Annotated in this window: 1 protein-coding gene; it reads right to left on the bottom strand. The window is 43.9% G+C overall.

Annotated features, from left to right (window positions below):
- The coding region (locus R8O11_RS31235; RefSeq protein WP_318195393.1) for a tetratricopeptide repeat protein at positions 1 to 519 on the bottom strand (519 nt) is incomplete at both ends.

Genomic DNA, 519 nt, shown 5'->3' on the forward strand with positions numbered 1-519 from the left:
GATTACGCCAATAAAGAAACTGTTGTCGTACTCATATTCACTGCTCTCATATACATCGAGTGCTTGTTTTAGATAGTTGCTTGCGCGATTCCAATCGGAGGAGTCTAAATAGACAGTACCGATGTTGTTAAGCGTCATCGCAACTTGAATCTCAAACACTGTATTTTCAAGTAACTCGTAGGCGGTACGATAATGTTTTAATCCGTTGTGGATTTGGTTACGCGCAATTTCTAAATTTCCCATCCAGCGATAAGCGCGGCCTTGCAGCGCCAGATAGCCAATATCACGAGACTCCCCAATTACATCGTGGAGCAAAAGCTCTGCGTGCCAATCGTCATCCAACTCAATCATTCGAATCGCTTTGTTCAATTTTGCTTCTGCGACAACCCAAGGCATATTGTGTTTTCGACCAAACTCGATCAAATCTGGCATGTCGTCAGGTAGGGGAACACCTTCATAGCGTTCTAAATAAATACGAGCAAAATAGTAGAGGGCGAGCGTTTCGGGAGAAGCATCTTG

It is taken from the genome of Vibrio sp. 1288, assembly GCF_033344475.1.